The following is a 26,214-nucleotide window of genomic DNA, read 5'->3' as shown; positions in this document are numbered from 1 at the left end:
TTAATTACACCCCGAACTCTTCCCGGTACGCACGTACCGCCGCCAGATGGTCCGCCATCTCAGGCTTCTCTTCCAGATACGCAATCAGGTCTTTCAGGGTAATAATCGACGTCACTTTGCAGCTGTAATCGCGCTCGACTTCCTGAATAGCGGAAATTTCACCGCGACCGCGCTCCTGACGATCCAGGGAAATCAGCACGCCAGCAAGCGTCGCACCGTTGGCCTGAATAATCTCCATCGATTCGCGGATCGCCGTGCCTGCGGTAATCACATCGTCCACCAGCATGACGCGGCCCTGCAGCGCGCTGCCGACCAGATTCCCGCCTTCCCCGTGGGTTTTAGCCTCTTTGCGGTTAAAGCAGTACGGCACGTCGCGGTCATGGTGTTCCGCCAGCGCCACCGCGGTGGTGGTCGCAATCGGAATGCCTTTATAGGCTGGGCCAAACAGCAGGTCAAAATCAATCCCGGAATCAACCAGCGCTTCGGCATAGAAACGGCCTAACAGTGCCAGATCGCGCCCGGTATTAAACAGCCCGGCGTTGAAGAAATAGGGGCTCTTACGCCCGGATTTCAGCGTAAACTCGCCAAACTTAAGTACCTGTTTATTAATTGCAAACTCAATAAACTGGCGCTGATACGATTTCATGGATTCGCTCCTTTGGTTTTTTCTGTCTTACAGGCAAAAAAAAGGCGACTCATTGGTCGCCTTTAAAATCAATTTTCTAACGCCGCTTTCTGCGTCGTTACAATGGATTCGATTCCCCCTCGGGCCAACGCCAGCAGGGAGAGAAGCTCTTCATGGGTGAACGGCTCGCCTTCCGCCGTACCCTGTACTTCAATGATGCGACCATCTTCAGTCATCACCACATTCATGTCGGTTTCGGCTGCGGAATCTTCAACGTATTCCAGATCGCAAAGCGCTTCGCCGTTAACGATACCAACAGAAACCGCCGCAACCATCCCTTTCATTGGGTTGGTTTTCAGCTTACCGGCTGCAACCAGCTTGTTCAGGGCATCGGCCAGCGCTACGCAGGCACCGGTAATGGACGCAGTACGCGTGCCGCCGTCTGCCTGAATCACGTCGCAGTCCAGCGTGATGGTGAATTCACCGAGGATTTTCAGGTCAACGGCGGCGCGCAGCGCACGCGCGATCAGGCGCTGAATCTCCATGGTACGACCGCCCTGCTTACCCTTTGCCGCTTCACGGGCATTACGGGTATGGGTCGCACGCGGCAGCATGCCGTATTCTGCGGTGATCCAGCCCTGGCCCTGACCTTTCAGGAAGCGCGGAACGCCTTCTTCGATGGACGCGGTGCACAGCACTTTAGTGTCACCAAACTCAACCAGCACGGAGCCTTCAGCGTGTTTTGTATAGTTACGGGTCAGGGTGACGGGACGCACCTGATTGGCGCTACGACCTGATGGACGCATGATGGATTCTCCGGCTTGAAACGAATGTGGCTGCGCATTATACGGATAAAGGACGCTTATTCCTATCCTGAGAAGCCCCCGAAAGCTATAATCCCCCCATCTCTCCTTTAAAAACGGGAATGTCTATGATCCGCAGTATGACCGCCTACGCCCGGCGTGAAATCAAGGGTAGCTGGGGCAGCGCCACATGGGAAATGCGCTCGGTAAACCAGCGTTACCTGGAAACGTATTTCCGTATGCCGGAGCAGTTCCGCAGCCTTGAGCCTGTCGTACGTGAACGTATCCGTACGCGTCTGACGCGCGGAAAAGTGGAATGTAACCTGCGCTTTGAGCCCGATGCCAGCGCACAGGGCGAGTTGATTCTTAACGAAAAACTGGCGAAACAGCTCGTGAATGCGGCGAACTGGGTCAAAATGCAGAGCGATGAAGGCGAAATCAACCCGGTTGATATTCTGCGCTGGCCTGGCGTCATGGCCGCCGGTGAGCAGGATCTGGATGCTATTGCCGCTGAAATCCTGGCAGCCCTCGACGGCACGCTGGACGACTTTATCGTTGCCCGCGAAACCGAAGGTCAGGCGCTGAAAGCGATGATTGAGCAGCGTCTTGAAGGCGTGAGCACCGAAGTAGCCAAAGTCCGCACCCATATGCCAGAAGTGCTGCAATGGCAGCGCGAGCGTCTTGTCGCCAAACTGGAAGAAGCGGAAGTTCAGCTGGAAAACACCCGTCTGGAACAAGAGCTGGTGCTAATGGCGCAGCGTATTGATGTCGCTGAAGAGCTGGACCGTCTGGAAGCTCACGTTAAAGAAACCTACAACATTCTGAAGAAGAAAGAAGCTGTGGGCCGCCGTCTGGACTTTATGATGCAGGAGTTCAACCGCGAGTCGAACACCCTGGCGTCTAAATCGATCAATGCCGAAGTGACGAATTCAGCGATTGAGCTGAAAGTGCTGATTGAGCAGATGCGCGAGCAGATCCAGAATATCGAGTAATACCTTTTGGGTGGTGTCGACTGCACCACCCATTACTATTTCTAATCCAGCTCAACGCCCATTTTTGCGCCTCACCGCCTACCATCAAGCCTACTCAAGATAAATTGATAAAATTTTATAGGGCAACCTGACTCGCCTTAGAAAATCTCAATCGTGATCTTGCGCACAAATCGCTAACCTCCCCCGCGTTCACACCGGAGGGTATATGCTACTTCACATCCTTTATCTCATTGGCATCACTGCAGAAGCCATGACCGGCGCGCTTGCCGCCGGACGTCGCCGTATGGACACCTTCGGCGTAATCATTATTGCTACCGCGACCGCGCTGGGCGGCGGTTCCGTGCGCGATATCCTGCTTGGCCATTACCCGCTCGGCTGGGTTAAACACCCTGAGTACGTGATTATCGTGGCCACGGCTGCCGTATTAACCACCATCGTAGCGCCCGTTATGCCCCATCTTCGCCGCCTGTTCCTGGTACTTGATGCGCTGGGGCTGATCGTCTTTTCGATCATCGGTGCGCAAATCGCGCTCGATATGGGGGAAGGACCGGTTATCGCTACCATTGCTGCCGTGGTCACGGGCGTATTCGGTGGTGTGCTGCGCGATATGTTCTGCAAACGCATCCCCCTGGTCTTTCAAAAAGAGCTGTATGCCGGCATATCCTTTGCGGCAGCGGTGCTTTATATCGCCCTGCAGCACTACGTTTCGAACCATGATGTGGTGGTCATCTCGACGCTGCTGTTTGGCTTTACGACCCGCATGCTGGCGCTGCGTCTGAAGCTCGGGCTGCCCGTTTTCCATTACAAACACAGCGCGCACTAGCTTCAGAACCCGTTGATGTGCTGTTCAGCGAGCCATTTCGCCAGCACATCAATCTGAGGCGCGTGCATCCAGTTAACGATTTGCCTTGCCTTCTCTTCGCCTGTTCCCGGCAGGGCCTGCCAGTCCTTTGCGTTGCGCCCGCTCATCTCCTGCCACGATATGTCGCCCATCGCCTTCAGCGAAGCCTGCGTCATTGGCACACTCAATGCCATGAGCCAGCGGATAAACGGCTTCTCGCGCACCAGATTGAATCGGTGCCAGAGTGCCAGCCCGCGTGCTGAGGAAAACCCCGGTGTAGCCTGCAGCTGCGCCTGCGTTAATAACAGCCATGAAAAGAGATGTTCAAAACGATGCGCCTGCCAGAGAGTCCGCCAGCCTGACTCGCCTAATCCTTCAATATCAAAGACCTGCTTTGAGCTGAGCCACGTCAGCCGGGCAAAGAACTGCTCCATACACTCCGGCGAAGCATAGAAACAGCTAAGCGCATGATAGCGCGGGGCCGGAGGTTCTGGCTTATGCCTGTCCGTCCCGCGCCAGAGCACCTTATCAAACCGGGGGATACCCTGCCCGGCCAGGCTGACCTGTATCTGGTCCCCCGGGGCAATATCCAGCCTCTGCCAGCGCCCAACCGAACCCAGACTCACCCGCTGCACCTGTTTATCATCCAGTTGCACGGATTCCAGCGCTGCTACAACGGAAATTTTGCCCGTTCGCCCCACGGAAAAATGAATATCTCTCACCTCAGCGACCTGGGCTGCAGGAGGATACTTCCATGCGACGACCCAGCTGCCTTCTCCCGGTAACCAGCCTTCGCCCGCGGGTTCATCCTGCGAACGCACCACAATGCCATCCGTGGCAAAGGGTAATGCGGTCGCGTGCCAGGCCGCGCGCTGTTTCTCGACGGTATCAACAGATTTAGCGGGAAGCGTATACCGTGCCGACAGCGTAAAACCGGCCTGAGACAGCTCAGCCAACGAAGTCTGCATATCTTTCGGACCGTCCGGCCAGGCCCAGATGAATACGCCGATCTTGCTTAATAGCGCGTTATCCTTTTGCCGCATCATCGCCCCCGCTACCTTTGCGCGAGCGTTCATTCCGCCCATCTGGTTCTGAATGTGGTTGTCGCGTAACCAAAAAAGCTCGCCCTGTAAGACGCTATTCGCCAGCGCGCCGGTGAGCTTTTGCGGAACCGACGGGATTAAACGCACCTTCCCGGTCCAGTCTTCCCCTTTCAGGCCATCACCGCGGCTGATGGCCTGGGTTAACTTTCCGTCACGATAGACCAGCGTCACCGCTACACCGTCAACTTTGGGTTGCAGCCACAGATGCTGTCGGGCACGCATCCACTGTCTTAGTTCCTCTTTGCTGGCCACTTTATGTACGCCCGTATGGGCAACAGGGTGTTTTACGCCCCCCGTCAGCGCCGGGAGTTTCTCTTCTGAAGGCTCACTGCCAAAACAGCGCCGCCACTGCGTTAACCGCCCGTGAAGCTGGTCGTAAGCCTCATCGTTGATCTCGCTCATGCCCTGCTTCCAGTAAGCCTCATCCCAGCGTTTGATTTGTGCGCTTAACGACGCCATCTCTTGCTCTGCTTTTGTCTGGGACCACACCGGACATACCGCCGCGCTATAGCCACACCACAACAGCATTAACCCGCTTATCCATCGCCACATCGTTACCTCTCCTTTGCATTGCAGGAGGTATACCCGGATGCCTGAAACAACGCTAACGGCAACGTTTCACAATGCGAGACGCTATCCGGGATTTCTTTTGGTTGCTGAAAACCACAGATAAAACCTGAAAACGGCACACAAAATTCAATAATCCAGGGGAAAAAGTGTGACAAAGGCTACGTCACGGTGCGCCGACGTGTATAATAAGCCCGTATGTAGGACTTCTTCGTTAACACATACAAAAGACTCTCATGGCTCAAGGCACGCTTTATATTGTTTCTGCCCCTAGTGGCGCGGGTAAATCCAGCCTTATTCAGGCACTGTTAAAAACCCAACCGTTGTACGACACACAGGTTTCTGTTTCTCACACCACGCGCCAGCCGCGTCCGGGTGAAGTGCACGGTGAACATTATTTCTTTGTGGATCACGACGAATTCAGAGCGATGATCGGCAGAGACGCGTTTCTTGAACACGCTGAAGTATTCGGTAATTACTACGGTACCTCGCGTGAAACCATTGAGCAGGTTCTGGCCACGGGCGTGAATGTGTTCCTGGATATCGACTGGCAGGGCGCACAGCAAATTCGCAAGAAAATGCCTGACTCGCGCAGTATCTTTATTTTACCGCCATCGAAAGATGAGCTGGATCGCCGCCTGCGTGGCCGTGGTCAGGACAGCGAAGAAGTGATCGCAAAGCGTATGGAACAGGCTGTTGCAGAAATGAGCCATTACGCGGAATATGATTACCTTATTGTGAATGATGATTTTGATGCCGCCTTGAGCGATCTCAAAACCATTCTTCGTGCAGAACGTCTGCGTATGAGCCGCCAGAAGCAGCGACATGACGCATTAATCACCAAACTGTTGGCAGACTGAACCCACTTTCAGTATCATGCCCAGTCATTTCTTCACCTGTGGAGCATTTTAAGTATGGCACGCGTAACTGTTCAGGACGCTGTAGAGAAAATTGGTAACCGTTTTGACCTGGTGCTGGTCGCCGCGCGTCGCGCTCGTCAGATGCAGGTAGGCGGTAAAGATCCGCTGGTACCGGAAGAAAACGATAAAACCACCGTTATTGCACTTCGCGAAATCGAAGAAGGTCTGATCAACAACCAGATCCTCGACGTGCGTGAGCGCCAGGAGCAGCAAGAGCAGGAAGCCGCAGAACTGCAGGCCGTAACCGCTATTGCTGAAGGTCGTCGTTAATTAAACCTGCGGGTCGCCCTTGTATCTGTTTGAAAGCCTGAATCAACTGATTCAAACCTACCTGCCTGAAGACCAGATTAAGCGTCTTCAGCAGGCGTATCTCGTTGCACGTGACGCTCACGAGGGCCAGACACGTTCAAGCGGTGAACCCTATATCACGCACCCGGTAGCGGTGGCCTGTATTCTGGCCGAGATGAAACTCGACTACGAAACGCTGATGGCCGCTCTGCTGCACGACGTGATCGAAGATACCCCTGCCACCTATCAGGACATGGAACAGCTGTTTGGCAAAAGCGTTGCCGAACTGGTGGAAGGGGTCTCTAAGCTTGATAAGCTGAATTTCCGCGACAAGAAAGAGGCGCAAGCCGAAAACTTCCGCAAGATGATTATGGCGATGGTGCAGGATATCCGCGTCATTCTCATCAAACTCGCTGACCGTACCCACAATATGCGCACGCTGGGCTCACTTCGCCCGGATAAACGTCGCCGCATTGCCCGTGAAACCCTCGAAATCTACAGTCCGCTGGCGCACCGTTTAGGTATTCACCACATTAAAACCGAGCTGGAAGAGCTGGGTTTTGAAGCGTTGTACCCGAACCGCTATCGCGTGATTAAAGAGGTGGTAAAAGCCGCACGCGGTAACCGTAAAGAGATGATTCAAAAGATCCTCTCTGAAATTGAAGGGCGCTTACAGGAAGCGGGAATTCCGTGCCGCGTCAGCGGTCGCGAGAAACATTTGTACTCCATCTACTGCAAAATGGTGCTCAAAGAGCAGCGTTTTCACTCGATCATGGATATCTACGCCTTCCGCGTCATTGTCCACGATTCGGACACCTGCTATCGCGTGCTGGGGCAGATGCACAGCCTCTACAAACCGCGTCCAGGGCGTATGAAAGATTACATCGCCATTCCAAAAGCGAACGGCTATCAATCTTTGCACACCTCGATGATCGGTCCGCACGGCGTGCCTGTTGAGGTGCAGATCCGCACCGAAGACATGGACCAGATGGCAGAGATGGGTGTTGCCGCACACTGGGCGTATAAAGAGCACGGTGGTGAAAGCAGCACGACCGCACAAATCCGCGCCCAGCGCTGGATGCAGAGCCTGCTGGAGCTTCAGCAGAGTGCGGGTAGCTCGTTTGAATTTATCGAGAGCGTTAAATCCGATCTCTTCCCGGATGAGATTTACGTTTTCACCCCAGAAGGCCGCATTGTCGAACTGCCTGCGGGCGCAACGCCGGTCGACTTCGCTTACGCCGTGCATACCGACATCGGGCATGCCTGCGTCGGCGCACGCGTCGACAGACAGCCTTATCCGCTGTCTCAGCCGCTCTCCAGCGGCCAGACGGTAGAAATTATTACCGCACCGGGCGCACGTCCGAACGCAGCCTGGCTGAACTTTGTCGTGAGTTCCAAAGCGCGCGCCAAAATTCGTCAGCTGCTGAAAAACCTCAAGCGCGATGATTCCGTCAGCCTGGGGCGTCGTCTGCTCAACCACGCGTTGGGCGGCAGCCGTAAGCTGGCTGAAATTCCGCAGGAGAACGTCCAGCGTGAGCTGGAGCGCATGAAGCTCGCGTCGCTTGATGACCTGCTGGCAGAGATTGGCCTCGGCAACGCCATGAGCGTGGTGGTGGCGAAGAACCTGCAGCAAGGCGACACGACAGCGGTGCCAGCAACCACGCAAAGCCACGGACACCTGCCGATTAAAGGCGCGGATGGGGTGCTGATCACCTTCGCAAAATGCTGTCGTCCAATTCCTGGCGACCCGATTATTGCGCACGTCAGCCCGGGCAAAGGGCTGGTTATCCACCACGAGTCCTGTCGTAACATTCGCGGCTACCAGAAAGAAGCCGAGAAATTTATGGCTGTCGAGTGGGATAAAGAGACCGCACAGGAATTTATCACCGAAATTAAGGTGGATATGTTCAACCACCAGGGTGCCCTGGCGAACCTGACGGCAGCGATCAACACGGCCTCTTCCAATATTCAGAGCCTGAATACGGAAGAAAAAGATGGCCGTGTGTACAGCGCCTTTATTCGTCTGACCGCCCGCGACCGCGTGCATCTGGCGAATATTATGCGCAAGATCCGCGTCATGCCGGACGTGATTAAAGTCACCCGAAACCGAAACTAGGTTTATGAATTCACAACGTTATGCACGTATCTGCGAAATGCTCGCCAGGCGTCAGCCTGACCTGACGGTCTGCATGGAGCAGGTGCATAAGCCTCATAACGTCTCTGCTATCGTTCGTACCGCAGATGCCGTCGGTGTGCATGAAGTGCACGCCGTCTGGCCGGACGGCCGTATGCGCAATACGGTCTCGGCGGCGGCAGGCAGCAACAGCTGGGTGTCTGTCAAAAATCATCACACCATTGGCGAAGCCGTATCGCACCTGAAAGGGCGCGGGATGCAGATCCTGGCCACTAACCTGTCCGCTAAAGCCGTAGATTTCCGCGAGATCGACTACACCCGCCCGACCTGCATTTTGATGGGTCAGGAGAAAACCGGGATCACCCGGGAAGCGCTGGATCTGGCGGATCGGGACATCATCATTCCGATGATCGGCATGGTCCAGTCTCTCAACGTCTCCGTGGCGTCCGCGCTCATTCTGTATGAAGCGCAGCGCCAGCGTCAGAACGCCGGGATGTACGAGCGCAGCAACAGCATGCTGCCGGAAGAGGAACAGCAGCGCCTGCTGTTTGAAGGTGGTTATCCGGTGCTGGCTCGCGTTGCGAAGCAGAAAAAATTGCCTTACCCCCACGTCAACGCGCAGGGCGAAATTGAAGCCGATGCCGAGTGGTGGGCCACCATGCAGTACGCCGGGTAAGCGATGAAAGGCCGCCTGCTGGATGCCATCCCGCTTAACAGCCTGACGGGCGTGGGCGCGGCGCAAAGCAATAAGCTGGCAAAAATTGGCCTGCACACCGTGCAGGATCTCCTGCTTCACCTCCCCCTGCGTTACGAAGACCGCACCCAGCTCTACAAGATTGGCGATCTCCTTCCCGCGATTTACGCCACCGTTGAAGGCGAGGTCCTGAACTGCAACATCACCTTCGGCGGACGCCGGATGATGACCTGCCAGATCAGCGACGGCACCGGCATTCTCACCATGCGTTTTTTCAACTTCAGCGCGGCGATGAAAAACAGCCTGGCGACGGGCCGCAGGGTGCTGGCCTATGGCGAAGCCAAACGCGGGAAATACGGCGCAGAGATGATCCACCCGGAGTACCGCGTGCAGGGCGATCTCAGCACGCCGGAAATGCAGGAGACGCTCACCCCGGTTTACCCAACGACCGAAGGCATCAAGCAGGCGACGCTGCGTAAGCTCACCGATCAGGCGCTGGAGCTGCTGGATACCTGCGCCATTACCGAACTGCTGCCGCCCGAGCTGGCGCAGGGCATGATGAGCCTGCCCGAGGCGCTGCGCACCCTGCACCGCCCGCCGCCAACGCTGCAGCTCAGCGATTTAGAAAGCGGCAAACACCCCGCCCAACAGCGTCTTATCCTTGAGGAATTACTGGCCCATAACCTGAGCATGCTGGCGCTTCGCGCGGGCGCACAGCGTTTCCATGCCCAGCCCTTAAGCCCGCGTGATGAGCTCAAAGATAAGCTGCTGGCCTCGCTGCCGTTTAAACCCACCGGCGCACAGGCGCGCGTCACCGCCGAAATCGAACGCGATATGGCGCTCGACGTGCCGATGATGCGCCTGGTGCAGGGCGACGTAGGTTCCGGTAAAACGCTGGTCGCCGCGCTGGCGGCCCTGCGCGCGATCGCCCACGGTAAACAGGTGGCGCTGATGGCGCCGACCGAGCTGCTGGCCGAGCAGCACGCCAATAATTTCCGCGCCTGGTTTGCGCCGCTGGGGATTGAAGTGGGCTGGCTTGCCGGGAAGCAAAAAGGCAAAGCGCGTCTTGCGCAACAGGAGGCTATTGCCAGCGGGCAGGTGCAGATGATTGTCGGCACGCACGCCATCTTCCAGGAGCAGGTGCAGTTTAACGGTCTTGCGCTGGTGATTATCGACGAGCAGCACCGCTTCGGCGTGCATCAGCGTCTGGCACTGTGGGAGAAAGGCCTGCAGCAGGGCTTCCACCCGCACCAGCTGATCATGACCGCCACGCCGATTCCGCGCACCCTGGCGATGACCGCCTACGCCGATCTGGATACCTCCACCATTGACGAACTGCCGCCGGGCCGTACGCCGGTCACAACGGTCGCGATTCCTGACACGCGCCGCAGCGATATCATCGACCGCGTGCGCAACGCCTGCACCCATGAAGGGCGTCAGGCCTACTGGGTCTGTACGCTGATTGAAGAGTCTGAACTGCTGGAAGCACAGGCTGCCGAAGCAACGTGGGAAGAGCTTAAGCTGGCGCTGCCGGAGCTGAACGTGGGTCTGGTTCACGGACGCATGAAGCCCGCCGAAAAACAGGCGGTGATGCAGTCGTTCAAACAGGGTGATTTGCATCTGCTGATCGCCACCACGGTGATCGAAGTCGGCGTGGACGTCCCGAATTCCAGCCTGATGATCATCGAAAACCCGGAACGTCTCGGCCTTGCCCAGCTCCACCAGCTGCGCGGGCGCGTTGGTCGTGGCGCGGTAGCGTCCCACTGCGTACTGCTCTACAAAGCCCCGCTCTCAAAAACCGCCCAGATGCGGTTGCAGGTGCTGCGCGACAGCAACGACGGTTTTGTGATTGCGCAAAAAGACCTGGAGATCCGCGGCCCGGGCGAACTGCTCGGCACGCGTCAGACGGGGAACGCGGAATTCAAAGTGGCGGATTTGCTGCGCGATCAGGCGATGATCCCCGAAGTTCAGCGCCTGGCTCGCCATATTCATGAACGCTACCCCGAACAGGCGGCAGCGTTAATTGAGCGCTGGATGCCGGAAACCGAGCGCTATTCCAACGCCTGATCTCAGGCAAACATCGGCAACATCAGGTACAGCTTGATCACCAGCGCGTTGACGATATCAATGAAGAAGGCGCCAACCATCGGGACCACCAGAAACGCCATGTGCGATGGCCCGAACCGTTCGGTGATCGCCTGCATGTTGGCGATAGCCGTTGGGGTAGCCCCCAGGCCAAACCCGCAGTGACCCGCCGCCAGCACCGCCGCATCGTAGTTTTTGCCCATCATGCGCCAGGTCACGAACATGGCGTACAGCGCCATAAACAGCGCCTGCACCGCCAGAATCGCCACCATCGGCAGCGCCAGCGAGGCCAGCTCCCACAGCTTGAGGCTCATCAGCGCCATCGCCAAGAACAGCGACAGGCAGACGTTGCCGAGCACCGATACCGCCCGTTCAAACACGCGGTAGAAGCCCATCAGCGCCAGACCGTTGCTCAGGATCACCCCGATAAACAGCACGCAAACAAACGTCGGCAGTTCAAACGCCGAGCCCGCCAGCCATTGCGCAACCACTTTGCCCACGGTCAAGCAGATGGCGATCGTCGCGATGGTTTCAATCAGCACCAGCGAGGTAATGCTGCGCCCGACGTCCGGCTTTTCGAACGCGGTCGGCACCAGCTCATCGTCAGGCCTGCCGTTGGGCGTGGTGGAGTGTTTAACCAGATACCGCGCCACCGGGCCGCCAATCAGGCCACCTAGCACCAGACCAAAGGTCGCACAGGCCATCGCCACCTCCGTCGCGTTTTCAAACCCGTAGCGCTCGATGAACAGCTTGCTCCACGCAGCTCCGGTACCGTGACCGCCCGAAAGGGTAATCGACCCCGCCAGCAGCCCCATCAGCGGATCCAGCCCCAGCAGCGTCGCCATCCCGATGCCGATGGCGTTTTGCATCAGCAGCAGCCCCACCACCACAATCAGGAATACGCCGAGCACTTTACCGCCCGCCCGCAGGCTTGCCAGGTTGGCGTTCAGGCCGATGGTGGCAAAGAAGGCCAGCATTAGCGGGTCTTTCAGGGACATGTCAAAATCAATTTCCCAGCCCATGCTTTTTTTCAGTATCAGCAGGGCCAGCGCCACCAGCAGACCGCCGGCGACAGGTTCAGGAATGGTGTATTTCTTCAGAAGGGAAACGCTATGTACCAGCTTACGGCCAAGCAGTAAGACCAGCGTTGCGGCAACAAGGGTCGACAACGTATCGAGATGAATCATAGAAGGCTCCTGTTATGCGCGTGTTCCATACACACGCGGCGTTATCCTGGGCCGGTTTGCGCTCTTCATGAGCTCCCGGCGCGAAAAAGTGTAATTTTTTTTCCCGATGCGTTGTAGAAAACCTGCTCACAGCGGCAGATTTTCTTCCCTTTTTTTGCTGGCAATCGTTTGCTTTTACCAGGTGGTCAGATAAAATGCCCGCTTTTCCACCGTGGGATTGCCGCCGATGTCCGTTAACACCATAGAGTCGCCTGATGCGCAACCGATTGCGCAGAAGCAAAATAGCGAACTGATTTACCGCCTTGAAGACCGCCCGCCGCTGCCGCAAACGCTTTTCGCCGCCTGCCAGCATCTTCTGGCGATGTTTGTTGCGGTGATCACCCCGGCGCTGCTGATTTGCCAGGCGCTCGGTTTACCGGCGCAGGACACGCAGCACATTATCAGCATGTCTCTCTTCGCCTCCGGCGTGGCCTCGATTATTCAAATTAAAGCGTGGGGTCCGGTAGGGTCGGGATTATTGTCGATTCAGGGCACCAGCTTTAACTTCGTGGCACCGCTGATCATGGGCGGTACGGCGCTCAAAACCGGCGGTGCGGATGTTCCGACCATGATGGCGGCGCTGTTCGGCACGCTGATGCTGGCCAGCTGTACGGAGATGGTGATCTCCCGCGTTCTGCATCTGGCACGCCGCGTCATCACCCCGCTGGTTTCCGGCGTCGTCGTGATGATTATCGGCCTGTCGCTGATCCAGGTGGGCCTGACGTCCATCGGCGGCGGTTATGCCGCAATGAGCGACCACACCTTCGGCGCGCCGAAAAACCTGCTGCTGGCGGGCGTGGTGCTGGCGATCATTATTCTGCTTAACCGTCAGCGTAACCCTTACCTGCGCGTCGCCTCGCTGGTGATCGCCATGGCGGCGGGTTACCTGCTGGCGTGGGCGCTGGGCATGCTGCCTGAGAACACCGCGCCGACCAACAGCGCGCTGATCACCGTCCCTACGCCGCTTTACTACGGACTGGGCATTGACTGGGGCCTGCTCCTGCCGCTGATGCTGGTCTTTATGATCACCTCTCTGGAGACTATCGGTGATATCACCGCCACCTCCGACGTCTCCGAGCAGCCGGTGTCCGGCCCGCTGTACATGAAGCGCCTGAAAGGCGGCGTGCTGGCAAACGGTTTGAACTCGTTTGTCTCTGCCGTATTCAACACCTTCCCGAACTCCTGCTTTGGTCAGAACAACGGCGTGATCCAGCTGACCGGCGTGGCCAGCCGCTACGTCGGTTTTGTGGTGGCGCTGATGCTGATCGTCCTCGGCCTGTTCCCGGCGGTAAGCGGCTTTGTGCAGCACATCCCTGAGCCGGTGCTGGGCGGCGCAACGCTGGTGATGTTCGGGACTATCGCGGCCTCCGGCGTGCGTATCGTCTCCCGCGAGCCGCTGAACCGCCGCGCGATCATGATTATCGCGCTGTCGCTGGCCGTCGGTCTGGGTGTTTCCCAGCAGCCGCTGATCCTGCAGTTTGCGCCTGACTGGGTGAAAAACCTGCTCTCTTCCGGCATTGCCGCGGGCGGTATCACCGCTATCGTACTGAACCTCGTTTTCCCGCCTGAAAAGAACTGATCCTCTTCACGGCAGGCAGTCAATGCCTGCCGTGACATCTAATTACACCATTCCCGCCTTGAGGATTGCGCATAAATCGTGCATAACTCCCTTATGTGCGTTTTGCGGGATGGAAGACCATGAAATTTATTGGAAAGCTCCTCATCTATCTTCTGGTAGCCCTGCTCATTGTGATGCTGGCGCTCTACATTCTGCTCCAGACCCGCTGGGGCGCGTCTCAGGTCAGCAGCTGGGTGACGGTGAATACCGACTACGAACTCAGTTTCGACAAGATGAATCACCGCTTTTCGTCGCCTTCCCACATCATTCTGGAAAACGTCACCTTCGGTCGGGACGGTAAACCCGCCACGCTGGTAGCCAAAAAAGTCGATATTGGCCTGAGCAGCCGCCAGATAACCGATCCGCTGCATATGGATACCATCACCCTGTTCGACGGCACGCTGAATCTCTCGCCCCAGACGGCGCCGCTGCCTTTCCAGGCGGATTGCCTGCAGTTGAACGACATGGCGTTTAACAGCCCGAATACCGAATGGGACCTGAGCGCGCAGAAGGTCACGGGCGGCGTCAGCCCGTGGCAGCCGGAAGCGGGCAACGTGCTGGGGAACAACGCGCAGATTCAGATGAGCGCAGGCTCGCTGACCCTGAACGGCGTACCGGCCACCAACGTGCTGATCGAAGGCCAGCTTAACGGCAAGGAGGTGGTGCTGAAAACGATTGGTGCCGATATGGCCCGCGGCTCGCTCACCGGCTCCGCCCTGCGCAACGCCGACGGGAGCTGGATTATCGACACCATGCGCCTGAACGAGATCCGCCTGCAGAGCGATAAAACGCTGATGGCGTTCTTCGCGCCGCTGGCCACCATCCCCTCTCTGCAGATTGGTCGTCTGGACGTGACCGACGCCCGGCTTCAGGGCCCGGACTGGGCGGTGACCGATCTCGACTTAAGCCTGCGCAACCTGACGTTAAGCAAAGGCGACTGGCAGAGCCAGGAAGGCCGCCTGTCCATGAACGCCAGCGAGTTAATCTACGGCTCGCTGCATCTTTTCGACCCGATCCTGAATGCGGAGTTTTCCCCACAGGGTATGGCACTGCGTCAGTTCACCTCCCGCTGGGAGGGCGGCATGGTACGCACCTCCGGCAGCTGGCTGCGCGACGGTAAAGCGCTGGTGCTGGACGATGTCGCTATCGCCGGGCTGGAATACACCCTGCCGCAGAACTGGAAAACGCTGTGGATGGAGCCTCTGCCGGAATGGCTGAACAGCGTCACGCTGCAAAAATTCGGCCTGAGCCGCAACCTGGTGATCGACATCGATCCCGCCTTCCCGTGGCAGATCACCTCTCTGGACGGCTATGGCGCAAACCTGCAGCTGGTGAAAGATCGCCAGTGGGGTATCTGGGACGGCAGCGCAACATTGAACGGTGCGGCCGCAACCTTTAACCGCGTGGACGTGCGCCGTCCGTCGCTGGCGCTGAATGCAAACGCCGCCACGGTGAACATTACCGACCTGAGCGCGTTTACCGAGAAAGGTATTCTGGAAGCCACGGCGACGGTTTCACAGCTTCCGCAGCGGCAGACCACGGTGAGTCTGAACGGTCGCGGCGTGCCGCTCAACGTACTGCAGCAGTGGGGCTGGCCTGCGCTGCCGATTACGGGCGACGGCAATATTCAGCTCACCGCCAGCGGCAGCGTGCAGGCCAGCGCACCGTTGAAGCCAACGGTGAACGGTAAGCTGAACGCGGTGAATATGGATAAACAGCAGGTGCAGCAGACGATGACGGGCGGTGTGGTTTCACCACCGATGCAATAAACAAGCCGGGTGGCGGCTACGCCTTACCCGGCCTACGATCCCATGTAGGCCCGGTAAGCGAAGCGCCACCGGGCATTTTTACGGCTCAGAAGTGAACCACCACCTCATTCCCCTCGGCTTTCAGCACCACACCCCACTCGCTGCCCGCGTGTGAACCGCCCTTCACGCCGCTCACCTTCTGCACGTTGCGCAAGCACACCGACCAGTTTTGCGCGTCTCCCGCGCCGGTAAAGGTCACGATGTCGCCCCGACGTGACGCCTTCAGCGTAAACGCCACGGAGCCGTCCGCCGCAGGGACTTCGCTCACCGCCGTTGCGCCGTCGTCCAGGTTAAACAGCTGGAAGGCCGTCCCCTCATTCCACGCGTAGTCCGGCTTCTGGTTATTGTTACCCAGCGCCAGCAGGGTGTTATCGCGCACGTAGACCGGCAGACTCATAAAATCGTGCAGCTGCTTATGCCAGCGGCTGCCCTGAATTTCGTCGTTGAGCCACAGGTGCGTCCAGCGTCCTTCCGGCAGGTAGAACTGCACGTCCCCCGCCTCGGAGAACACCGGCGCAACCATCACCGAATCCCCCAGCATGTACTGGCGGTCGAGGTAATCGCACGCCGGATCGTCCGGGAACTCCAGCATCATCGCACGCAGCATCGGCGTGCCGAACTCGTGCGCCAGCGCCGCCTGATGATACAGATACGGCATCAGCTGACACTTCAGCTGCGTGAAGTGGCGCACCACGTCGCAGGACTCGTCATCGTACGCCCACGGCACGCGGTAGGATTTGCTGCCGTGCAGGCGGCTGTGGCTGGAGAAAAGCCCGAACGCGCACCAGCGCTTGTAGACGTGCGCCGGAGCGGTGTTTTCGAACCCGCCGATATCGTGGCTCCAGAACCCGAAGCCGGACAGGCCAATCGACAGCCCGCCGCGCAGGCTTTCGGCCATCGATTCATAGTTGGCGTAGCAGTCGCCGCCCCAGTGCACCGGGAACTGCTGCGCACCGACGGACGCGGAGCGGGCAAACAGCACCGCCTCTTCTTCCCCCACCGTCTCTTTCAGCACGTTCCACACCAGCTCGTTATAGATGTAGGCGTAGTGGTTGTGCATCTTCTGCGGATCGGACCCGTCGAACCACTGCACGTCCGTCGGGATACGCTCGCCGAAGTCGGTCTTGAAGCAGTCAACGCCGATATCCACCAGGCCTTTCAGCCTGTCGGCATACCACCGGCACGCGTCCGGGTTGGTGAAGTCATAGATCGCCAGCCCCGGCTGCCATTTGTCCCACTGCCACAGGGAGCCGTCCGGGCGCTTGAGCAGGTAACCCTTCTCTTTTAGCTCCCGGAAGATCGGGGATTTCTGGCCGATGTACGGGTTAATCCACACGCAGACCTTCAGCCCTTTCTCCTTCAGGCGGCGAATCATCCCTTCCGGGTCCGGGAAGGTCACCGGGTCCCACTCGAAATCGCACCACTGGAAGGCCTTCATCCAGAAGCAGTCGAAGTGGAAGACGTGCAGCGGCAGGTCGCGCTCGGCCATACCGTCGATAAAGCTGTTTACCGTCGCTTCGTCGTAGTTGGTGGTGAACGAGGTGGTCAGCCACAGGCCGAACGACCAGGCAGGCGGCAGCGCCGGACGCCCGGTGAACTGGGTATAGCGGTTCAGCACCTCTTTCGGCGTCGGGCCGTCGATCACGAAATACTCGAGATATTCCCCTTCCACGCTGAACTGCACTTTGGAGACCTTCTCGGAGCCGACTTCAAACGAGACGTTTTCCGGGTGATTCACCAGCACGCCGTAGCCGCGGTTGGTCAGGTAGAACGGGATGTTTTTGTAGGACTGCTCGGTGCTGGTACCGCCGTCGCGGTTCCAGGTTTCGACCGTCTGGCCGTTGCGCACCAGCGCGGTAAAGCGCTCGCCCAGACCGTAGACCGTTTCCCCCACGCCCAGATCCAGCCGTTCGAACACGTAATTGCGGTCGGCGTTGCTGTCCTGCACGTAGCCGTTGTTTTTCAGCTGGCTGCCGGTAATGCGCTGGCCGTTACGCAGGAAATCCAGCGCCCAGAACTCGCCTTTGGTGACGCGCACGCTGACGCTGCCGCTTTTCAGCTCGGCAAACTCGGCGTTATTTTCAATCTCTACCTTCACGTCTTTCAGAACGTTCAGCGGATAGTGCGGGCCGTTATTCAGCACGCCCTGGAAGTGCTCGATACGCACCCCAACGATCCCTTCCTGCGGGGCAAACAGGCGCACCGTGAACATCAACGTGTCGAGCTGCCAGGTGCGCTCGCGCACGTCGCGCGGCGCCACATACACCACCAGGTCATTGCCCTGCTGCTCCACGTCGAACACCTGCACCGGATACGTCACGTTCAGGCCCGGTTGAATAAGCCAGTTTCCATCACTGATTTTCATACTCTCGTCCTCTTAGTTCTGTAATTCTTTGCTGACCGGCAGGTTTTCAAACTCCTGCTGATTGCGGCGCGCGCCCTGCGCCAGCTCGCCCAGGATTTTGGTCAGGAAAGGGGTTTTCAGCGTGTAGTAGCGTTTGGCGATGATGGCGCTCAGCACGTAGCAGACCGCTGGGGCCAGGGTAAACAGGCCGATAATGATGCTGATGGTCGCGCTGTTCTGAGTTTTGGCTGCCGCGTCGTAGCCGCCGCCTGCCAGCATCCAGCCGATCATCGCCCCACCCAGCGCCAGGCCGAGCTTCAGCACGAACAGCGTGCCCGCAAAGCTGATGCCGGTCAGGCGCTTGCCGTTGGTCCATTCGCCGTAGTCGACGGTATCGGACATCATCACCCACTGAATCGGCGTCACCAGCTGGTGCAGCACGCCGATGACGAAGATAAAGGCGAACATCAGCACGGTGGCATGCATCGGCACGAAGAACATCGCCACGCTGACCACCGCCAGCGCGGCGTTGGTCCACCAGAAGATGCTGACCTTGCACTTCCAGTCGGTGAGCGGTTTCGCCAGCGCGGAGCCGATCAGGTTGCCGACGCAGTAGGTGGTGAGGAAGGCGACGAACACCTCCGGCGAGCCCATGATCCAGGTGCAGTAGTACATCATCGCCCCGCCGCGCACGCAGACGGCGAGGATGTTGAGGATGGTGAGCACGCCGACGATGCGCCACTGGTCGTTGTGCCAGATGTCGCGCAGGTCTTCCCGCATGGAGGTGGTGCTCGGCGGCACCTGGATGCGCTCTTTGGTGGTGAAGAAGCAGAACGCCAGCATCAGGAACGCGACGACCGACAGCACGGCGATCCCGCCCTGGAAGCCGAACGCTTTATCGTCGCCGCCAATCAGGTTCACCAGCGGCATCATCAGCACCGTGGAGAGCATGCCGCCTGCCGTTGCCAGCACAAAGCGCCAGGACTGAAGGGAGATACGCTGCGTCGGGTCGTTGGTGATCACGCCACCGAGCGCGCAGTACGGGATGTTCACCACGGTATAGAGCAGGGTCAGCAGGGTGTAGGTAACGGCGGCGAAAACCATTTTGCCGTTGAGGCTGAGGTCCGGCGTGGTATAGGCCAGCACGCAGACGATGCCGAACGGGATGGCACCAAACAAAATCCACGGACGAAACTTGCCCCAGCGGCTGCGGGTGCGGTCGGCAATCAGCCCCATGCACGGGTCGGAGATCGCATCCAGCGCGCGCGCCAGCAGGAACATGGTCCCGACAAACCCGGCGGGAATGCCGAAAATATCGGTGTAGAAAAACATCATGTACAACATGACGTTATCAAAAATGATGTGGCTGGCGGCATCTCCCATGCCGTAGCCAATCTTCTCTTTTACTGACAATACTTCGCTCATCTTTTTTTATCCTTCACGCTGTAGGGGGCGCTGAGACCGGTTGCATTGGTTTTAAACCATTGTTTCAAAGGCGGGTATTGCGTTTTCTGGTTAGCAGATTACGTTTCTTGTTTTTTGTGATCGCGGTAAATGTTGGGAGTACGAGGGGCTAACATGAGGATTTTCTTAGGAATTAACTGAAACAGAGGTGTACAGGTCAAAAGAGAGGTGAAAAAAGTGTGTCGGGGTATGTGGTAAATGCCTGAAAGTAGCTATAATGCGCCCCGCCTCCATGTAGCAATCGAGGCGCGGAAGATCGTCATCTCCGGTGAGGTGGCTGGACTTCAAATCCAGTTGGGGACGCCAGCGTTCCCGGGCAGGTTCGACTCCTGTGATCTTCCGCCAAAGTTCCTCCCCCCCGTCCGAGAAAGTCTAAAAACTATTTATTTTCAATATAGTTAGCAAATAGATCATCCGTAAACGCTCGATAAGTTCTCCTTGAATCCACGAAATATATGTATAGTGATGTGTATAGATTTTTTATACGCATTTATGATTTATATACATGGCACTTAAAGACATATAAATCAAACGAGCAAAGTCCCAAGACAAGCCCTACCCATTGAACGACGGACAAGGTCGGTCATTGCTTATCAATCCCGATGGTACCTAGGGCTGGCGCTTCCGCTTCGCCGGGTAAGCGAGGTTAATGTCATTTGGTCACTACGATTTAGTAAGTCTTGCAGAAACACGTGAGAAGCGTGAGACAGCCCGTAAGCAAGTTGCAAATGGCATTGACCCTGTTGAAGAACGAAAAGCCCAAAAACCGACACAGCAACTCCCAACAGAGAATTCATTCGAAACCATATGTTGAGACTGGCACGCCAACAAAGCTGACCACTGGACAGTGGCTTATCGCGAAGAAATCATTAAGACGTTCGAGCAAGATGCGTTTTCGTTGATTGGTATATGTCCTATCAGTAAAATCAAGCCGTTAGAACTGCTTGTAGTATTGCGACGAATAGAGAAGCGTGGTGCACTAGAGAAAATCAGAAAAGTGCGATAAAGATACGGTAAGGTCTATCGTTATGCGATCATAACTGGCCGTGCTGAATACAATCCGGCCCTGATTTGGCTATCGCTTTGGCCGTTCACCCTTTTTTATCTGCCGAAGAGTTGCCTCATTTTATTCAGGATCTTGAAGCGTATACCGGAAGCATCATCACTAAAAAAGCGACGAAGATAGTTATGCTAACTGATGTGAGAACGCAGGAAATGCATTTTGCTACATGAGAAGAGGTTGAGCATATAATGTCGACAATTTTACATGAACAGGGATTTGATAGTGCTTGGATCGAAATTCAGTTAGCGCAAGTGGATAAAATCCTATAAGAGGAGTATATAACCATGATTTATATTTTAAACAGAGAAGGGAAATGATGCAGTGGCATGCTTCTTTTCTATATAAAAAAGCTTCGGGTTAAAAATTTACAGAGGTAATAAGTCATATGGATTTAAAAGAGAAGATAGATATTTATAAGCTCTGCATTGATATGGCAGATAAAACTAGTGAACGTAGACTAAAGACTAATGCATTCATTATAGCAATTAACACAGGTCTTATATCACTTAATAGCTATCTATCAACTGCGGGGTTATCACAAATTGCATGGAGTTCCATTATATGTCTTGTATGTATCATAGTGAATCTGTACTGGATGTTCCTAGTTTCAACATACAAAAAAATAAACGAAGCGAAATATAAAACAATAAACAAGATAGAAAATGACAATAACTTTCCTTTCAAGCCGTTTAATGAAGAGTATAATTACCTTAAGTCAAAACGTTATTTTCACCTAACCTCAATTGAACGTTTGATTCCCCTGACCCTTATTATCTTGAATGTAGTTATAATATCACTCACATTTAATTCGGAAACCAAATCCACACCACAAACGACAATAATAAACATTATTCCCGAAAGGGCCTAATTAGATTTAAGTATGGCATTGATCGCATCAACGCCATACTTTATTGTCATAGAATTGATAAATGCACTTTCAATATGCTTTGCATAAGAAAGATACCCTTTCAATTTATAAACATCCTCAGCACTCAACTTATTAAGCGTATAATGATGTATTAAGCTACTAATCTTTCTTTTATTTTTCCGACCTAATGATAATTGGCCATCATTGTTTATAACTATTCCCGTGACTCGGCGACTCACAGACTTTGATGTATAAATCGTTTTTTTATCATTCAGCCTTAAATGCGGCGAAGGTATTTTCCGTAAAATCTTGATTATGTTTTTTTGAAAGCCTATAAGCTTTCCTTTCTCATTGCATGAAAACGTTAGATCATCCGCATATCTTGTATAGGTAATGCCCTCTTTGTTACATAGTTCTGTAACTTGCACATCAAATTCGTAAAGAACAGCATTTGAAATAAGCGGCGAACTTGGGGCACCAACACTTAAAGTAAGGCCACTTTTTTTCGTTTTTTTATAAAAAAATATTTTATCGATTAATAAAAGACTATATGCATCATTTTCAAAACCATTTTTTATTAAGACATGTCGCAAATCACTGGGTTTTATACTATTGAAAAAATCTGAGAAATCTAGCTTAAGAAAATATTCATTTCTTTTATGTTTTTGTGCATTTTCTTTGATGCTTTTCCCTTTTACATATGCAAATGCGTTTTCATGGATTGGCAAGAAATCAACTATTTTTTCAATGATAATTCGTTGCATAACCTTCAACTCGCGTGAAGGTTGAGCAATTTCACGAACGCCACCGCTATTTTTTGGTAAAAAATATTTTTTATAGCGATATGGCGCTGTATTAATAAAAACCATAACGTTAGGTGATGGAAGCAGGGTCTTTTTAGAAATAATATCAATTATGTTCATTGATCATCTCCTTTATCGAATTCAATGCCAACCGCCTTTTCTTATCATCACATCTTGCTACATCATTAATAAAAAGTAGCAAATCAGCTTTTATACCAACCTCATCAACCGTAACGCCAGATTTGTTTTTACCCAATCTAATGCTTCCTTTTGAACTCTTGGTATAATAATATTTTGTACCTCCATATTCATATACTTCAATATGGAAAAAGGTTTCAAGCAGGAACAGCATTCGTTCTATGTCTTTTTGCAAAGTGGCATTGATACCTAATTCACTTACACACATCATGATTTCTTTTAGTCTAATTGGCATGGCTAAAGAAATAATATGTGTAAGTAAAAAGGCCAGATGGCCTGAGTTATTTACATCAAACCTATATTCCTTTCCGTCGGAGGGGGTCAATGATTTTACATCATCGAGAATTAACTCTAAATGTTCGTTGTAATCCTTACCGTCAACAGGTCCTGGGTAAACGATATATGATTTCTCATTAACCTTTTCACGAAGATAAGATAGCGGGCCGAGATAAATAAACGACTCTTTTTTACCATCCTTTACTTCGTGTTCGGGGACAATAACTAAGAGCTTTTTATTTATATCTTCCAAATTACAAAACAAGCCTAATTCTGCAATGGAGCCACTACTTTCTAAAAATATAATAATCAAAGAAGATAAATTTGCAATGTCTTTTTCAAATGAAATCAAGTCAGGATAATGACTGTCTTTTAGATAGTTTTTAAACGCTTCAGCAAGAAGAAGTTTATTAAAAAGCCTAGAGTCATTGTCTTTACAGAATTCATAAAACATCCCTCTCATTGTCGTTTGAGGCTCATTGAATGGTGCGACTTTAGCCCCGCAAAGAAAAATTATTTGCTCGTCATAACATACGCGAAAATTTTTAAGCTCCCACCCTGATACATGTTTTTTTAACTTTTCCTCATATTTTTCTTTCTGATTTTTTTCCATGAGTAAAGACTTATTTTAATTGTCATAAAAGAAGCTTACGCCACATAGTGGCGTAAGCTTTGTGTTGCTCTTACCTAGAGGAAGCGCTTGGTGTTCCTCTGGATTGCGCGACGACGTGCAACTAGGAGTGCAATCCAGAGGCACACCAAGCGCAACCCTAAAGCCGTTCAATATAAAAGTGTCTGGCTAAGCGCCCGACAAGCATAACTAAATATGCCATACACGTTTAGAGCTATTGATTTATAACTGATCATTTGGTGGTAGTCCAGAGCTTAAGCAACGTAATTGTGCTCAATGCTCTCCCCACCCCCTCTGCCCACTTAAGAAGTCGCTTTCAATGCAGATGCATGGCCTGCCTCAGGGCCCGACAATACTGGCGCAGATGGGGCGTTTCAGTGTCGGTAATACACATGCAAAACCATGCATCTTATGCGTGCATGGCGTTTTTACGGGAAATGACGGGGTTTTCAGGGATTTTTGTAAGGACTACTGCGCGGCAGCGGATGTAATTCAGGCTCTTGCAAGTGTGAATTTTTCACGATTATCATCATGTAAAGCCGCGTCGGGCCTGAATCCTATGGCCGTTATAATGTCATTCTTCTGAGCCGAATAATTAATTTTCACCGGCGACTAACCAGACCTGTAGTGCCTTATGCAGATAGTCAACCGAGTGCTGCATGGCTCAGCGCTGAACGACGGAATGTTGCCCGGAATAATTCATCAGCTCGGGGGCAGGGACAGCGCTCCGCACCGTGCGCATGCATAAATGGTTCAGGCGGTTACGGATTCTAATGTGCTTTACCTGCTCATGCGAGCGGATAAAACATCCTGCAGCCTGATTAATAGCTTTTTTGACAACAATAATGTGTACGGGAATATGATCAGTCTGAAAATGTACAGATTGGGGCTCCCCGTAATGCTGAAAGTCTGCGATCTAAATCATGAAAAGTGACACCCTTAACAGGGATTCAGACCAACCACTCACACAAACAGGAGAGCTACTATTGGCTAACAATATGAGACGCCCCCGCAGCGAATGCTCCTATCCCAGACCGGGGATAGTAGATCTTTTTACATCTTCTAATATGACGAAATTTAACAAGAAAGACGGATTAGGAATTTATTCTTATCAAACGAAGATAGTTTTGGTTATTATCGGGTAAGGATATGGTGATGGGATTTTATTATGGAAGAAAGTGGAATGTCCGTCGTTATGTCACCAGTACAACTGGCGGCGGTGCTTTCAGATAAGAGTGTGACAGAAGCGGAAACGCTGAGTAACCGATTACTGGGGGGGCTTGGTGTTTTACTCGGGGCAGTAGAAATGGCCGGTGCTACGGCACTTTGTATTGCACCAGAACCAACTGGCCTCACGAAAGCGGGATGTGTGGTTGTGGGTGCACATAGTCTAGACGCCGTTCAAAGTGCAGCCAGACAAGCAATAACAGGACAGGATACCCGCTCTGCTACATACCAGCTTGCCGTGCGTGCTGCAAAGGAGCTTGGGGCGGATGAAAATACGGCTCTCAATATCGGCATGACGGTTGATATTGCTGTTCCACTTGGGTTTGCAGCGGCTATCGGTGCCGCCAGAGTAGCAGCCATTAAAGCTGGCCGCATCAAACTTATCCAGCATGAATCAGTTACAGGTCCCAAACCAGGTGGTCATACAATCGCAAATCATGTAGGGAAAACTGACAATGAGTTACTTGCCCGATTCGAGCATAATAAGCGACTCATCATGTCTTCAACGTTTAAAAATTTAAACGTTGCAGAGAGCGTTATTTCAAGAGCTATTTATTATAATCGAACAAATATCAAATCATTACTTGGCGGTGGAAAGAGTGGGGGACGCCTCACTATCGTTTACCCGGCAGGTCAGGAGATTGGATATGGATTTTCACGAGGTAGCACACAACGTATCAGCATGCGAAGTGTGAGGATTGTTATTGAACTGAAAGAATATAACGGGAAGCCTTACTATATCCTTACTGCATTCCCGACCCCATAGGTGAATTATGCAAAACTTCTATCATCTTGATCAGTTGATTCATGGTTACTTCAATCAGGATTATGACCTCATTAATGATGGTGAGGATACAATTGAGGGAATAATTGGGCTATTTAAAAAGACGGCACCTGGTTGGATGTTAAAGGAGTTAGCCGAAGAGATTGATACTTTCATTGAGTGTTACGGAGACAAGCTGGATGATGAGTTCAAAAGCCGATATGGATTTGATTTTTCGCCTGAGCTGTGGGAAACAACCTCTTACGACTTCCTGATGACAGTGCGCAGACTTGCCCTTGCTTAGCAAGCGCGACTAATTGTCGAAGCACAATGAACCCATAGCGGATTAATCAACTTCAGACCGGCAGCAGCCGGTCTGTTTCTTTCTTGCAAATATGGCAAAGTGAATTTTCTGTTATTCGCTCACCTCAGAAAAATCCATTCTTAATTATTAAAAAATGGTTTATAAAACCCAAGATTGAAAATTTAATGCAGCCTTATTTTATCGTATTACATGAGAACATATACTTAACTTAAGTAATTAGCTGCATATGTAACAATAAATTCCTATTTTCTTATTAAGAATTTATTTGCGTGAATTATCCCTTCGGCTCTAAACCTTTTCGCCGTAAAGCCTCCCTCGCCAGTTCCTTCAACCAGCTGGCGAGACTCACCCCTTCTTCAGCCGCCACAGCATCCAACTGCTCCTTCAATGCCGGATCAATACGCATCTTAAACTGCGGAGACTGCCCGCCGCCTTTTGGTTTTTTTTCGCGCGATACGATTGACATGAGGCCACCTATCCATCTACTCTGACACCTATAGGAGGCCACATAAACCTCCTGTAATTGCAACGCCCCGATGTGCGGGAAC

General features: G+C 53.6%; 21 protein-coding genes, 1 tRNA gene and 2 pseudogenes. 14 read left to right on the top strand and 10 right to left on the bottom strand.

Features of this window, described 5'->3' with window-relative positions; translation table 11 throughout:
• Positions 1-4: 4 nt before the first annotated feature.
• Together pyrE and rph are read right to left on the bottom strand one after the other, a co-directional pair.
• Positions 5-646 carry an orotate phosphoribosyltransferase gene (pyrE, locus tag GVO84_RS00535; protein ID WP_121426030.1) on the bottom strand — a complete coding sequence of 214 codons (642 nt, stop codon included), beginning with the start codon at positions 644-646 and terminating at the stop codon, positions 5-7.
• 68 nt (positions 647-714) lie between these two features.
• Positions 715-1,431, bottom strand: a complete 717-nt coding sequence (gene rph, locus GVO84_RS00530) for a ribonuclease PH (RefSeq protein ID WP_010426431.1) — start codon at positions 1,429-1,431, stop codon at positions 715-717.
• Between the two features lie 125 nt (positions 1,432-1,556).
• On the opposite strand from rph, the gene GVO84_RS00525 reads away from it, so the two are divergent.
• Together GVO84_RS00525 and GVO84_RS00520 are read left to right on the top strand one after the other, a co-directional pair.
• Complete coding sequence (locus tag GVO84_RS00525) at positions 1,557-2,420, top strand: YicC/YloC family endoribonuclease (protein ID WP_023309886.1); 864 nt, start codon at positions 1,557-1,559, stop codon at positions 2,418-2,420.
• Between the two features lie 205 nt (positions 2,421-2,625).
• Positions 2,626-3,243, top strand: a complete 618-nt coding sequence (locus GVO84_RS00520) for a trimeric intracellular cation channel family protein (RefSeq protein ID WP_121426031.1) — start codon at positions 2,626-2,628, stop codon at positions 3,241-3,243.
• Between the two features lie 2 nt (positions 3,244-3,245).
• Here the strand turns inward: GVO84_RS00520 and ligB are convergent, their stop codons facing one another.
• A complete protein-coding gene (gene ligB, locus GVO84_RS00515; RefSeq protein WP_159515239.1) occupies positions 3,246-4,916 on the bottom strand; it encodes an NAD-dependent DNA ligase LigB in 1,671 nt (556 codons plus the stop codon).
• 251 nt (positions 4,917-5,167) lie between these two features.
• Here ligB and gmk point away from each other — a divergent pair, with 251 nt between their 5' ends.
• Genes gmk through recG form a run of 5 tightly spaced genes read left to right on the top strand, consistent with a single transcriptional unit; the run spans position 5,168 to position 11,034 of the window.
• Entirely contained in the window at positions 5,168-5,791 is a 624-nt protein-coding gene (gene gmk, locus GVO84_RS00510; RefSeq protein ID WP_008502674.1) for a guanylate kinase, read from the top strand.
• Between the two features lie 54 nt (positions 5,792-5,845).
• The gene (rpoZ, locus tag GVO84_RS00505; RefSeq protein ID WP_000135058.1) at positions 5,846-6,121 is read left to right on the top strand and encodes a DNA-directed RNA polymerase subunit omega; all 276 of its coding nucleotides are present in this window, start codon (positions 5,846-5,848) and stop codon (positions 6,119-6,121) included.
• 19 nt (positions 6,122-6,140) lie between these two features.
• Complete coding sequence (spoT, locus tag GVO84_RS00500; RefSeq protein WP_023309883.1) at positions 6,141-8,255, top strand: bifunctional GTP diphosphokinase/guanosine-3',5'-bis pyrophosphate 3'-pyrophosphohydrolase; 2,115 nt, start codon at positions 6,141-6,143, stop codon at positions 8,253-8,255.
• 4 nt (positions 8,256-8,259) lie between these two features.
• Positions 8,260-8,949, top strand: a complete 690-nt coding sequence (trmH, locus tag GVO84_RS00495; RefSeq protein ID WP_159515238.1) for a tRNA (guanosine(18)-2'-O)-methyltransferase TrmH — start codon at positions 8,260-8,262, stop codon at positions 8,947-8,949.
• A 3-nt stretch (positions 8,950-8,952) separates the two neighbouring features.
• Entirely contained in the window at positions 8,953-11,034 is a 2,082-nt protein-coding gene (recG, locus tag GVO84_RS00490; RefSeq protein WP_159515237.1) for an ATP-dependent DNA helicase RecG, read from the top strand.
• 2 nt (positions 11,035-11,036) lie between these two features.
• Here the strand turns inward: recG and gltS are convergent, their stop codons facing one another.
• On the bottom strand, positions 11,037-12,239 hold the full coding sequence (gltS, locus tag GVO84_RS00485; RefSeq protein ID WP_121426035.1) for a sodium/glutamate symporter: 1,203 nt from the start codon (positions 12,237-12,239) through the stop codon (positions 11,037-11,039).
• 226 nt (positions 12,240-12,465) lie between these two features.
• On the opposite strand from gltS, the gene xanP reads away from it, so the two are divergent.
• Positions 12,466-13,857, top strand: coding sequence for a xanthine/proton symporter XanP (gene xanP / locus GVO84_RS00480; RefSeq protein ID WP_014881972.1), 1,392 nt, complete (start codon positions 12,466-12,468; stop codon positions 13,855-13,857).
• Positions 13,858-13,976: 119 nt separating this feature from the next.
• Positions 13,977-15,665 carry an AsmA family protein gene (locus GVO84_RS00475; RefSeq protein WP_159515236.1) on the top strand — a complete coding sequence of 563 codons (1,689 nt, stop codon included), beginning with the start codon at positions 13,977-13,979 and terminating at the stop codon, positions 15,663-15,665.
• A gap of 85 nt (positions 15,666-15,750) precedes the next feature.
• On the opposite strand, the gene yicI is transcribed toward GVO84_RS00475, so the two are convergent.
• Together yicI and GVO84_RS00465 are read right to left on the bottom strand one after the other, a co-directional pair.
• A complete protein-coding gene (yicI, locus tag GVO84_RS00470; RefSeq protein ID WP_159515235.1) occupies positions 15,751-18,069 on the bottom strand; it encodes an alpha-xylosidase in 2,319 nt (772 codons plus the stop codon).
• A 12-nt stretch (positions 18,070-18,081) separates the two neighbouring features.
• The gene (locus GVO84_RS00465) at positions 18,082-19,473 is read right to left on the bottom strand and encodes a glycoside-pentoside-hexuronide family transporter (protein ID WP_159515234.1); all 1,392 of its coding nucleotides are present in this window, start codon (positions 19,471-19,473) and stop codon (positions 18,082-18,084) included.
• A 289-nt stretch (positions 19,474-19,762) separates the two neighbouring features.
• On the opposite strand from GVO84_RS00465, the gene GVO84_RS00460 reads away from it, so the two are divergent.
• The 3 genes and pseudogenes from GVO84_RS00460 to GVO84_RS00450 all read left to right on the top strand — a co-directional run bounded on the left by GVO84_RS00460 (position 19,763) and on the right by GVO84_RS00450 (position 21,443).
• Positions 19,763-19,857, top strand: a tRNA-Sec gene (locus tag GVO84_RS00460).
• A gap of 181 nt (positions 19,858-20,038) precedes the next feature.
• Positions 20,039-20,936: pseudogene (locus GVO84_RS00455) on the top strand (tyrosine-type recombinase/integrase).
• Between the two features lie 24 nt (positions 20,937-20,960).
• Positions 20,961-21,443 carry a RipA family octameric membrane protein gene (locus GVO84_RS00450; RefSeq protein ID WP_423257766.1) on the top strand — a complete coding sequence of 161 codons (483 nt, stop codon included), beginning with the start codon at positions 20,961-20,963 and terminating at the stop codon, positions 21,441-21,443.
• Here the strand turns inward: GVO84_RS00450 and GVO84_RS00445 are convergent.
• The 3 genes and pseudogenes from GVO84_RS00445 to GVO84_RS00435 all read right to left on the bottom strand — a co-directional run.
• Positions 21,440-22,366, bottom strand: coding sequence for a retron St85 family RNA-directed DNA polymerase (locus tag GVO84_RS00445; protein ID WP_159515233.1), 927 nt, complete (start codon positions 22,364-22,366; stop codon positions 21,440-21,442). The two genes, GVO84_RS00450 and GVO84_RS00445, sit on opposite strands and share 4 nt — an antisense overlap.
• On the bottom strand, positions 22,353-23,333 hold the full coding sequence (locus tag GVO84_RS00440) for a retron St85 family effector protein (RefSeq protein ID WP_159515232.1): 981 nt from the start codon (positions 23,331-23,333) through the stop codon (positions 22,353-22,355). The genes GVO84_RS00445 and GVO84_RS00440 overlap by 14 nt, the downstream gene beginning before the upstream one ends.
• A 510-nt stretch (positions 23,334-23,843) precedes the next feature.
• Positions 23,844-24,201, bottom strand: a pseudogene (locus GVO84_RS00435) (phage polarity suppression protein); the annotation flags it as partial.
• 318 nt (positions 24,202-24,519) lie between these two features.
• On the opposite strand from GVO84_RS00435, the gene GVO84_RS00430 reads away from it, so the two are divergent.
• Positions 24,520-25,344, top strand: coding sequence for an RNase A-like domain-containing protein (locus GVO84_RS00430; RefSeq protein ID WP_423297024.1), 825 nt, complete (start codon positions 24,520-24,522; stop codon positions 25,342-25,344).
• A 7-nt stretch (positions 25,345-25,351) separates the two neighbouring features.
• Positions 25,352-25,645, top strand: coding sequence for a contact-dependent growth inhibition system immunity protein (locus GVO84_RS00425; RefSeq protein WP_159515231.1), 294 nt, complete (start codon positions 25,352-25,354; stop codon positions 25,643-25,645).
• A gap of 295 nt (positions 25,646-25,940) precedes the next feature.
• Here the strand turns inward: GVO84_RS00425 and GVO84_RS00420 are convergent, their stop codons facing one another.
• Entirely contained in the window at positions 25,941-26,132 is a 192-nt protein-coding gene (locus tag GVO84_RS00420) for a toxin-antitoxin system HicB family antitoxin (RefSeq protein WP_159515230.1), read from the bottom strand.
• Positions 26,133-26,214: the final 82 nt, after the last annotated feature.

The organism is Enterobacter sp. SM3 (assembly GCF_009811935.2).
Taxonomy (GTDB): domain Bacteria; phylum Pseudomonadota; class Gammaproteobacteria; order Enterobacterales; family Enterobacteriaceae; genus Enterobacter; species Enterobacter asburiae_D.
Note: the sequence above shows the minus strand (reverse complement) of the source record. Positions and strands in the feature narration are given on the sequence as shown.

Excerpts from the sequence above, each read along its gene's own strand:
- pyrE (WP_121426030.1), bottom strand. The coding sequence starts at position 646 with ATGAAATCGTATCAGCGCCAGTTTATTGAGTTTGCAATTAATAAACAG.
- rph (WP_010426431.1), bottom strand. The coding sequence starts at position 1,431 with ATGCGTCCATCAGGTCGTAGCGCCAATCAGGTGCGTCCCGTCACCCTG.
- GVO84_RS00525 (WP_023309886.1), top strand. The coding sequence starts at position 1,557 with ATGATCCGCAGTATGACCGCCTACGCCCGGCGTGAAATCAAGGGTAGC.
- GVO84_RS00520 (WP_121426031.1), top strand. The coding sequence starts at position 2,626 with ATGCTACTTCACATCCTTTATCTCATTGGCATCACTGCAGAAGCCATG.
- ligB (WP_159515239.1), bottom strand. The coding sequence starts at position 4,916 with ATGTGGCGATGGATAAGCGGGTTAATGCTGTTGTGGTGTGGCTATAGC.
- gmk (WP_008502674.1), top strand. The coding sequence starts at position 5,168 with ATGGCTCAAGGCACGCTTTATATTGTTTCTGCCCCTAGTGGCGCGGGT.
- rpoZ (WP_000135058.1), top strand. The coding sequence starts at position 5,846 with ATGGCACGCGTAACTGTTCAGGACGCTGTAGAGAAAATTGGTAACCGT.
- trmH (WP_159515238.1), top strand. The coding sequence starts at position 8,260 with ATGAATTCACAACGTTATGCACGTATCTGCGAAATGCTCGCCAGGCGT.
- recG (WP_159515237.1), top strand. The coding sequence starts at position 8,953 with ATGAAAGGCCGCCTGCTGGATGCCATCCCGCTTAACAGCCTGACGGGC.
- gltS (WP_121426035.1), bottom strand. The coding sequence starts at position 12,239 with ATGATTCATCTCGATACGTTGTCGACCCTTGTTGCCGCAACGCTGGTC.
- xanP (WP_014881972.1), top strand. The coding sequence starts at position 12,466 with ATGTCCGTTAACACCATAGAGTCGCCTGATGCGCAACCGATTGCGCAG.
- GVO84_RS00475 (WP_159515236.1), top strand. The coding sequence starts at position 13,977 with ATGAAATTTATTGGAAAGCTCCTCATCTATCTTCTGGTAGCCCTGCTC.
- yicI (WP_159515235.1), bottom strand. The coding sequence starts at position 18,069 with ATGAAAATCAGTGATGGAAACTGGCTTATTCAACCGGGCCTGAACGTG.
- GVO84_RS00465 (WP_159515234.1), bottom strand. The coding sequence starts at position 19,473 with ATGAGCGAAGTATTGTCAGTAAAAGAGAAGATTGGCTACGGCATGGGA.
- GVO84_RS00450 (WP_423257766.1), top strand. The coding sequence starts at position 20,961 with ATGGATTTAAAAGAGAAGATAGATATTTATAAGCTCTGCATTGATATG.
- GVO84_RS00445 (WP_159515233.1), bottom strand. The coding sequence starts at position 22,366 with ATGAACATAATTGATATTATTTCTAAAAAGACCCTGCTTCCATCACCT.
- GVO84_RS00440 (WP_159515232.1), bottom strand. The coding sequence starts at position 23,333 with ATGGAAAAAAATCAGAAAGAAAAATATGAGGAAAAGTTAAAAAAACAT.
- GVO84_RS00430 (WP_423297024.1), top strand. The coding sequence starts at position 24,520 with ATGGAAGAAAGTGGAATGTCCGTCGTTATGTCACCAGTACAACTGGCG.
- GVO84_RS00425 (WP_159515231.1), top strand. The coding sequence starts at position 25,352 with ATGCAAAACTTCTATCATCTTGATCAGTTGATTCATGGTTACTTCAAT.
- GVO84_RS00420 (WP_159515230.1), bottom strand. The coding sequence starts at position 26,132 with ATGTCAATCGTATCGCGCGAAAAAAAACCAAAAGGCGGCGGGCAGTCT.